Here is a 9,457-nt window from a genome sequence, read left to right on the forward strand (position 1 = left end):
CGTGGGTAACCCGGCAGGACGCCGGGTTAGCCGCGCTGGGCCAAGGATGGCCCATCGCGGCGGCCCACGGATTCAAGCCTTCGTTCTGGCACACCGAGCATTAGCGAGGTGCCAAGTGGTGGGGCGAGGACCTTTTGGTTACTTTTGACTGGGCCGGCATTCCGGTCCTTGCAAAAGTGACCCGCTGTAAGAGCGGAACCATACTCAGCCATCACCCAAATAACGGATATACACCCAGCACCCAAACAAACCCACACACACGCCAGCCTTGAGCACATTCCATTACACTGTCCCCCATTAATCCCCGGGGGTTTCATGGACATCGAACTGGCACGCACCTTCCTCGAAATCACCCGCTGCGGCAGCCTGGCCGCGGCCGCCGAGAAACTGCACGTCACCCAGACCGCCATCACCGCACGGGTCAAAAGCCTGGAAAGCCAGTTGGGCAGCACGCTGTTTGTGCGCAACCGCGCAGGCGCCAGGCTCACCGCCGATGGCGAGGCATTTGTGGTCTACGCCAACCAATTGCTGCAAACCTGGGAAGCCGCCAAGCGCGACCTGCCACTGCCCGATGGCTACCGCAACGTGCTGCATATCGGCGGTGAAGTCAGCCTGTGCAACCCGTTGATGCTGGGCTGGGCCAAGGCTTTGCGCGAACAGATCCCCGGCCACGCGCTGCGCACCGAAGTGCGTGAAGGCGAATACCTGTTACGCCAACTGGAACTGGGCGTACTCGATGCCGCGCTGGTATTCCAGCCGCAATACTGGCCGGGCCTGCAAGTGGAGCAGGTGCTGGAAGAAAAACTGATCCTGGTGCAGTTAACCAGCAAACCCGTCCCTTACGTGTATATCGACTGGGGCCAGGGCTTTCGCCAGCAACACGACGCCGCCCTGCCCGACAAGGCCCGTGCCGCGCTGAGTTTCAACCTCGGGCCGTTGGCCCTGCAGTACATCCTGGAGAACGGCGGCGCCGGGTACTTCCGCACGCGCGTGGTGCAAAGCTACCTGGACAGCGGCGTCATGCAGCGCGTGCCGAAAGCGCCGGAATTCAGCTTCCCAACCTACCTGGTCTACTCACGGGCGCGGGATTCGGCGGTATTGCAGCAGGCGCTGGGGCTGCTGCGCGAAGTGGTCAAGGCCGAAAGCGACTGGTCACAACGCTGGGACCCGCTGATTTGAATCACCCTACGCCCGCGCGCATGCTAGCCTGCGGATGTTTCCCAGCGCAGCCTTACCGATGAACAAGAAAAAGTCCGTCACCATCAGCGACATCGCCAAACGGGTGGGCATGACCACCATCACGGTGTCCCGCGCATTGAGCAAGCCCGACCTGGTCAAGCCCGCCACACTGGCGCGCATTCTCGAAGTGGCGCGCGAGCTGGACTACGTGCCCAATGCCTTCGCACGCGGGCTCAAGCGCAGTGAGAGCCTGATCATCGGCGTGATCACCGCCTCGGTCGACAACCCGTTCTACAGCGAGATGATCAAGGCGATTTCCCGCGAGGCGAAGCAGCACGGCTACACCATCATGCTGGTGGACACCGATGAGCTGGAAGAACTCGAAAGCAAGGCCGTCGATACCCTGCTGGGCTATCGCGTGGCGGGGATTATCCTGTCACCGGTCTCGGACGAGCCCAGCTACCAACCCGATTATCTGGAGCGTCTGGGCAACGGCAAAACCCCGGTGGTGCTGCTCGACCGCACGCTCCACGACAGCCCGTTCAGCCGCGTGGTGCTTGACAACTACCACAGCGGCATCCAGGCCGCGCACTACCTGTTGCGCAACACGCCCGAGCTTAAGCGTCTGCTGGTGCTCACCGGCCCGGAGCATTCACGTATCACCGTGGAGCGCCTCAAGGGCTTGCGCGAAGTGCTGGCTGAGCACCCTCACATTCAGGTCGAAGTGCAGGCCGGCGACTACACGTTGATGCCGTCTTACCTGCACACCCTCGACTACCTGGCCGAGCACTCGGCGCCGGATGCGATCATGGGTTTCAACCAGTTGATCACCCTCGGCGCCCTGCGCGCGTTGCGCATGCACAACATTGCCCACGACAGCCTGACCATTTGCGGCATCGACCGCCTGCCCTTCGCCGATATCTTCGGCGTGCCGATCGCCTGCGTGGCCCACGACGCCTCACTGGCCGGCAGCAGCGCGGTACGCCTGCTGCTTGACCGCTTGCAGGACCCGTACAAGCCACGGGACAAGGTGGTGATCGCCGGCGTGCTGGAAAACGGCTAGCGGCTGGTGTAGCCGCCATCGATCGGCAGGCTGACGCCGCTGATCATGCTGGCGGCATCGCTGAGCAGGAACAGCACCGGCAATGCGACTTCCACGGTTTGTGCAAAACGCCCCAAGGGAATCGCCGCCAGCGCCGGGTCGCGCTTGGCCGGGTCAGACCACGCCTTGGTCGCCATGGGCGTGAGCGTGACCGTGGGGTTGACGCTGTTCACACGAATGCCAAAGCGCCCCCACTCGGCGCACTGCACGCGGGTGATCGCGTCCAGTGCAGCCTTTGAAGCGCAGTAACCGAGGTGATCGTCCAGCGCCACCAGCGAGGCTTGGCTTGAGACATTGACGATGCTGCCGGCGATGTTGGCTTCGATCATTTTTGCCGCCACGCGGCTGGCGACCTGTGCGGCAGCGCGGGCATTGACCTGCATGACTTGATCGAACGCATCCGCGCTGATGGCGGCGGCGGGCTCCAGGCGCGAGATGCCGGCGCAGTTGACCAGGCCGTGCAGTGGCGGCAGGTCTGCCAGGGCTTTATCCAGGGCGATGCTGTCGGCGATGTCCAGGCATAGGCTATTGCAACCCAGCTGTGACAAGGCTTGCGCGTCGCGACCGAGGGCGAAGACTTCGGCACCGGCGGCGATCAGCTGTTGGGCGATTTCGCGACCGATGCCGCTGCTGGCGCCGGTGACGAGGATGCGCTGGCGGGTGAAGTTGAAGGTGGTGGTCATGGATCACAGTCTCGAAAAAAGTGGAGATCCAATGTGGGAGCGGCGGTGCGACGATTCGACTTGCTCGCGAATGCGGTGGGTCTGTGACAGATCAATTGACTGACACACCGCATTCGCGAGCAAGCCCGCTCCCACATTTGGACCGCGTGAATTCAGTTGGCTTGCAGGTTGTGCATGATCGGTCGCAGGGCTGGATACAGCTTCAGGTACTCAGCAAACGCCCGGTCATACGTCATGACATTTTCGCGCTTGGGCTGTGCCCGCAGTTCCAACTGCACCCAGCCTTTGTCCATCTCGCCATCACTCACCAACCCCACCGTATGCGCCGCCAGCAACGCCGCGCCCAAGGCTGCTTCCACCTCCTGCACGATGGTGTAGACCGGGTAGCGCGTAACATCGGCGATAATCTGCATCCACAAATCCGAATGGCTCGCGCCGCCCACCACGATCAGGCGCGGGTCCAGTGAATGCGCGCCCTGGGTACCGGCCTCAATGTTGTGGCGCAGGGCGAAACTCACGCCCTCAAGCACTGCGCGATACAGGTGAATACGGCTGTGGTACAGGTTCAGTCCGACAAAGCTGCCGCTGGCGCGGTCGTCCCATACCGGGCTGCGTTCGCCCATCAGGTACGGTAAAAACAACAAACCTTCGCTGCCCGCCGGAATCTGGGTGGCGCTCTGTTCCAACAGCACCAGGCTGTCCTGGCCGGTGACCTGGGCCTGCTGTTCTTCGGCCTGGCAGAACTGCTCGCGAAACCAGCTGACCGACGCCCCGGCGGTGATCGCGCCGCCAAAGATGTACAGGTCCCGATGGCCGTTGTAGACGTGGGGCATGCTCACCAGCCCGTGGTGTGCGTCCACGTGCTGGTTCAAATAACCCCAGCACATGCTGGTGCCGATCATCGCCACATGGTTACCCGGCTGCGTAACCCCAGCCGCCAACGTGGCCATCGCCGCGTCCACACCGCCGGCCAGGATCGGCGTACCGGCCTGCAAGCCCAGGCGCTTGGCCCAGCTTTCGAGCAAACCGCCCACCACCTCACTGGAGTACACCAACCGCTCGGGCATCATGGCCTGGGCAATGCCCAGCGCATCGAGCATCTCGGCAGACCAGCCGCGCGCCTTCACATCGTAAACCCCGCCAATATTGCCGGCGCTGCTATGGTCCACCGCCAATTCGCCGGTAAGGCACCAGTTGATATAGCTGTTGGGCGGCAGCAGGTAGCGCGTGTCAGCCCACACCTGCGGCTGATGCTGCTTGAGCCAGAGCATCTTGGTGAAGCCGTAGTAGCTGTCCACCGAGTTGCCGGTGATTTCGAACAAGCGCTCCAGGTCCAGGTGCTCACGCACCCAGGCCACCTGCTCGCCGGCGCGGCGGTCCATCCAGATCAGGCACGGGTGCAGCGGCTTTATCTGCGCGTCAACGGCAATTCCCGAACCGCCGTACAGGCTGCTTATGCACAGCGCCTTGACCTGCCCGGCCGCCACGCCGGACTTGACCATGCACTGCGCCACACACGCCTCGACCGCCTCCAGCCACACCTGCGGCCATTGCTCGGCCCAGCGCACTTTCGGGGTATCGACGCGATACCCCTGGCTGTGCTGGGCGATGATCGTACCTTGACCATCCACCAGCAGCGCCTTGGTGCTCTGGGTTCCTATATCGACACCCATTACATAGTTCATAGATCAAATCACCGGTTTCAACAGCACCTTGATCGATTTGGTTGAGTTGGCCAACGCGAAGGCCTCGGCAAAATCATCCAGCGGGAAGTCATGGGTAACGATGCCCTTGGACGTCACCAGGCCACGCTCGAACAGGTCGATAGCGATCGGGTAGCAATACGGGCCGAGGTGCGCGCCGCGCACGTCCAGCTCCTTGCGGTCGCCGATGATCGACCAGTCGACGCTGGTTTCGGCGCCGAACACGCTGAACTCGACAAACCGCCCGAGCTTGCGGATAAGGTCCAGGCCTTGGGTCACGCCGGCGGGCACGCCGGTGGTTTCGATGTACACGTCGCAGCCATAGTTATCGGTGAGGCTGTTGATGATCTCGCGGGCATTGTCGCGGGACGGGTTGATCACCACGTCGGCGCCAAATTGCTTGGCCAGTTCCAGGCGCTCGTCGACCATGTCGATCACCACCAGTTTTTTCGGGGTTTTCAGCGCGGCGACCTGAACCATGCACAACCCCAGCGTACCGGCACCGGCGATCACCACCACGTCATCGAGCTGGATTTCGCCACGGTTGACGGTGTGGATCGAACACGCCATCGGCTCCACCAGCGCCGAGTCTTCCAGCGACACCGACTCGGGAATCTTGTGCACGATGGCGGTTTTGGGAATGCGCATGTACTGGGCCATGCCGCCTTCGGCGACTTCACGCTGGAAGCCGAAGATATTGTGCACTTCGCACATCCAGTACTTGCCCGACTTGCAGAAGCGGCACTTGCCGCACGGCACGATCTGCTCGGCGATCACCTTGTCGCCCACCGCCACTTCAAAGTGTTCCTCGGCGCCCTCGCCCACTTCTTCCACGTAGCCGAAAAACTCATGGCCCGGCACCACCGGCGCCTTGACCCATGGGTTGTCGCCACCCCAGAACATCGCAGCGCCGGAGTGGCACTTGCAGTCACTGGCGCAGATGCCGCAGGCGGCAATGCGGATCACCAGCTCATTGGGGCGCGCCTTGGGTTTGCCGATGCGTTCCAGGCGGTAGTCTTTCGGGCCGTGGCAGACGACGGCTTGCATCTCGGTGTGCTTGTCCATGGGTTCGGTCCTTTCTTGTCAGGTGTTTATTTATGGCGCTGACGGCTGATGAAAATCGCCAGCAAAATGATCCCGCCCTTGATCACGCTCTGGACGTAGGGCGAGACCCCGAGCATGTTCAAGCCGTTATTGAGTACGCCCAGCAGCATGGCGCCGAGCAAGGTGCCGACAATGACCCCGCGCCCGCCGGCAATCGACGCACCGCCGAGTACCACCGCCGCAATCGCATCCAGCTCGAACGACACGCCGGCGTTCGGCTGGCCGCTCATCAAGCGTGAGGTGAGCACCAGCCCGGCAATCGCTGCGGTCAGGCCGCTGATTCCGTACACCAGCAACTTGAAGCGCGCCGCCCGCACGCCCGACAAACGCACCGCTTCTTCATTGCCGCCGATGGCGTAGATGTAGCGGCCGATGCGCGTGTGTTGCAGCAACACATAGGCGGCAAAGTAGGTGACCAGCATGATCAGGATCGGCACGTCGACGCCGAACAGGCTCTGGCGGCCGAAGAAACCGAACCACTCCGGCAATCCCGAAATCGGGTAGCCGTCGGTGTACATCAGGCCCAGGCCACGGGCGATGCCCATGGTTGCCAGGGTGACAATGATCGGCGGCATGTGCAGGTAGGCGACGAACAAGCCATTGCCGATGCCGAAGGCCACACCGATCAGCATACCGGCGCCAATCGCCAGGCCCGGCGGCAGGCCCGCGACCATCAGCCCTGCGGTCAAGGTGCCCGACAGCGCCATCACCGGCCCCACCGACAGGTCGATGCCACCGGTGAGAATCACGCAGGTCATGCCCACCGCGATAATCGCGTTGATCGACACCTGGCGCGCAATGTTCGACAGGTTGCTGGTGGTGAGGAAGTTGTCGCTGGCAAAGATCATCACCAGGGTCACCACCACCAACCCCACAAAGGGATAAAACGCCGGCGAGCGCACCAGCCGCGCCAGGTTCAGGCGCAGTCGGCGGGTGTCGCCGGTATTAATGGACATATTCACTTGAGCCCCCTGTTGCATGGCGCATGACCTCTTGTGGGTTGACGGCGGCCGCTTCCAGCAGCTTGACGATGGCGCCCTTGTGGAACACGGCGACGCGGTCGCACATGCCGATGACTTCGGGCAGTTCGGAAGAAATCATGATGATCGCGTAGCCTTGTTCGGTGAGGCTGCGCATCAGGGCGTAGATCTGCGCCTTGGCGCCAACGTCGATGCCGCGTGTGGGTTCGTCGAACACCAGCACGTCGCAGTGGTGGTTGATCCAGCGTGCGATCACGACCTTTTGCTGGTTGCCGCCACTGAGGTTGAACACCCGGCTTTCGCCGCTGGGCGCCTTGATCGACAGCTGGCGCATCAGCGCGTCGACGCTGGCGCACTCCTTGGCCTTGTCGATCAGGCCGGTGGCGTTCTGGTACTTGGGCAGGTTGTTCAGGGAGATGTTTTCGCGAATGCTGAAGTCGGTGATCAGCCCTTCGCTCTTGCGGCTTTCCGGCAGCAGGCCAATGCCGTGGGCCAGGGCTTGCGCCGGGTCATCGAGGGTGACTTTCTCGCCGCGCAACCACACGTCTTTGCTCACCGACGGCAGCGCGCCCATCATGCCCAGCGCCAGCTCGGTGCGACCGGAGCCGACCAGCCCGGCAAAGCCGAGGATCTCGCCCTTGTGCAGCTGAAAGCGGTTGTGCGGGCCATTGCGTACCAACTGGATGTCCTTGACGTCCAGCAGCAGCGGGCCACGGTCTTTCGTGGGTTTGGGTGGGAAACTGTTTTCCAGGCGCCGGCCGACCATCATTTCCACCAGCCGGTTGATATCGCTGTCGGCCACATTGGTCACGCCGACGTTACCGCCATCGCGCAATACGCTGATGCGGTCGCACACCTGGAAAATCTCTTCCAAATGGTGAGAGATAAAAATCACTGCCACACCCTGGCGCTTGAGTTCACGCATGATCTCGAACAGCAGTTCGGCTTCGCTGGGCGTGAGCGTGGCGGTCGGTTCATCGAGTACCAACAGGCGCGCATTCAAGGCCAGGGCCTTGGCAATTTCGACGAATTGCTGCTCGGCCACGCTCAGGTGCTTGACCGCGCATTGCAGGTCGATGCTCACACCGAGGCGCTTGAACAAGGCTTCGCTGGCTTCGACCATTTCGCGCTTGCGCAGCAGGCCGAAGCGGTTGCTGAGCTCATGGCCGAGGAAAATGTTTTCCACCGCCGTGAGATAGGGAATCAGGCTGAATTCCTGGAACACGATGCCGATACCGGCGGCGATCGCGTCGCGGTAAGTGGCAAACTTTTGCGCCTGACCATCGATCAAAATCTGCCCTTCATCCTGATGCTCGACGCCGCCGAGGATCTTCATCAGGGTCGACTTGCCCGCACCATTTTCACCCAGCAGCGCATGAATTTCGCCGCGCTCGACCTGCAGGTTGATGGACTTGAGGGCCTGTACGCCCGGGTAGCGCTTACAGATATTTTCCAGCTTCAGAAGACTGCTCATACCGCCGACCTCGTATTCAGAAGGAGACCTCAAGCCCCACGGTTCACGTGGGGCCGGGGCGATTTACCAGCTGAAGTCCTTGGCCTTGGCCTGGTCGATCAACGTGATATCGACGGGAATGGTGGCCGGTACTTGCGAGCCCCACTTCTTGGCCAGGGCGATGCCCAGGGCCAGGCGGATCTGATCGCGCGGGTATTGCGCCGAGGTGGCGATGAACTTGCTGCCGGGCTTCTGGATCGCCTTGATGGCTTCCGGTGCACCGTCGACGCTGACCAGTTTTACGTCCAGGCCGCTGGCTTCGATGGCCGACAGTGCGCCGAGGGAGCCGTTGTCATTCACGCTGAAAATACCCTTGAGCCCCGGCTGGGCCTGCAGCATGTTTTCGGTGACGGTCAGCGCCTGGTCACGCTCCTGCTTGCCGTTCTGGATACTGACAATCTTGATGTCCGGGTGCTTGGCCACCGCCTCTTTGCAGCCGCGCACACGCTCAAGGATCGGCACCACGGCGATGCCGTCGAGGATGGCGATATTGCCTTTGTCGCCGATGTTCTTGGCCAGGTATTCACAGGCCTGGAAGCCGGCGTCGAAGTTTTTTGAACCGACGAAGGAGTCCAGCGGGCCATCGGCCTGGGCGTCCACCGCGACCACCACCACACCCGCAGCGTGGGCAGATTTGACCGCCGATTGCACGCCGACCGAGTCGGTGGGGTTGATCAGCAGGATATCGATGCCCTTTTGCAGCATGTCCTCGACATCGCTGACCTGCTTGGACACGTCGTGGCGGGCATCGGTGATGATCAGCTTCGCACCGATGGTCGCGCCGGCTTCTTCGAGGGCGTTTTTCATGGTGACGAAATAGGGGTTGTTGATTTCCTGGAAGGAGGCGCCGATGCGGATCGGTTTGGCGGCGTCGGCAAACGCTGCGCCGGTGGCGCCTAGGGTGATGCTGACAGCCAGTAAACACAGGGTTTTCGGGAGCATTTTCATGGCGTGGTTCTCTGTTTTGTTTTTATTTTTAGAGCAAATGTTATCGTTAACATTTTGCGAGAAGCTAGCAAGTAAATGGGGGCTGTGCAAGAGGCCATTGGTCGGTCGCGGTCGAAAGGTGGGAGATTCTATGGTTTTGGGGAAGCCCCTAAAACCGCTTTTGGTTGGTATTCGCTCAGGTTTTTCATGAGCGAAAAAGCGATACGCGCCAGCTTGCGGCCAATGATGACCAGGGCTTGAGTCGT

General features: G+C 61.8%; 8 protein-coding genes. 2 read left to right on the forward strand and 6 right to left on the reverse strand.

Features of this window, described 5'->3' with window-relative positions:
• Window positions 1-315: 315 nt before the first annotated feature.
• Complete coding sequence (locus ACTD9P_RS28490; protein ID WP_438870264.1) at window positions 316-1,179, forward strand: LysR family transcriptional regulator; 864 nt, start codon at window positions 316-318, stop codon at window positions 1,177-1,179.
• A 58-nt stretch (window positions 1,180-1,237) separates the two neighbouring features.
• Window positions 1,238-2,242, forward strand: coding sequence for a LacI family DNA-binding transcriptional regulator (locus tag ACTD9P_RS28495; RefSeq protein ID WP_438870265.1), 1,005 nt, complete (start codon window positions 1,238-1,240; stop codon window positions 2,240-2,242).
• On the opposite strand, the gene ACTD9P_RS28500 is transcribed toward ACTD9P_RS28495, so the two are convergent.
• The 6 genes from ACTD9P_RS28500 to ACTD9P_RS28525 form a co-directional block, all read right to left on the reverse strand.
• A complete protein-coding gene (locus tag ACTD9P_RS28500) occupies window positions 2,239-2,964 on the reverse strand; it encodes an SDR family oxidoreductase (RefSeq protein ID WP_438870266.1) in 726 nt (241 codons plus the stop codon). The genes ACTD9P_RS28495 and ACTD9P_RS28500 overlap by 4 nt on opposite strands.
• A 152-nt stretch (window positions 2,965-3,116) precedes the next feature.
• Complete coding sequence (locus ACTD9P_RS28505) at window positions 3,117-4,649, reverse strand: FGGY-family carbohydrate kinase (RefSeq protein WP_438870267.1); 1,533 nt, start codon at window positions 4,647-4,649, stop codon at window positions 3,117-3,119.
• A gap of 3 nt (window positions 4,650-4,652) precedes the next feature.
• The gene (locus tag ACTD9P_RS28510) at window positions 4,653-5,732 is read right to left on the reverse strand and encodes an alcohol dehydrogenase catalytic domain-containing protein (protein WP_438870268.1); all 1,080 of its coding nucleotides are present in this window, start codon (window positions 5,730-5,732) and stop codon (window positions 4,653-4,655) included.
• A 26-nt stretch (window positions 5,733-5,758) separates the two neighbouring features.
• On the reverse strand, window positions 5,759-6,751 hold the full coding sequence (locus ACTD9P_RS28515) for an ABC transporter permease (protein WP_438870269.1): 993 nt from the start codon (window positions 6,749-6,751) through the stop codon (window positions 5,759-5,761).
• Window positions 6,717-8,225, reverse strand: a complete 1,509-nt coding sequence (locus tag ACTD9P_RS28520; RefSeq protein ID WP_438870270.1) for a sugar ABC transporter ATP-binding protein — start codon at window positions 8,223-8,225, stop codon at window positions 6,717-6,719. Before ACTD9P_RS28520 ends, ACTD9P_RS28515 begins: the two co-directional genes overlap by 35 nt.
• 63 nt (window positions 8,226-8,288) lie before the next feature.
• Window positions 8,289-9,212 carry a substrate-binding domain-containing protein gene (locus tag ACTD9P_RS28525; RefSeq protein ID WP_438870271.1) on the reverse strand — a complete coding sequence of 308 codons (924 nt, stop codon included), beginning with the start codon at window positions 9,210-9,212 and terminating at the stop codon, window positions 8,289-8,291.
• Between the last annotated feature and the right edge of the window lie 245 nt (window positions 9,213-9,457).

Source organism: Pseudomonas onubensis, from assembly GCF_965653655.1.
GTDB lineage: Bacteria > Pseudomonadota > Gammaproteobacteria > Pseudomonadales > Pseudomonadaceae > Aquipseudomonas.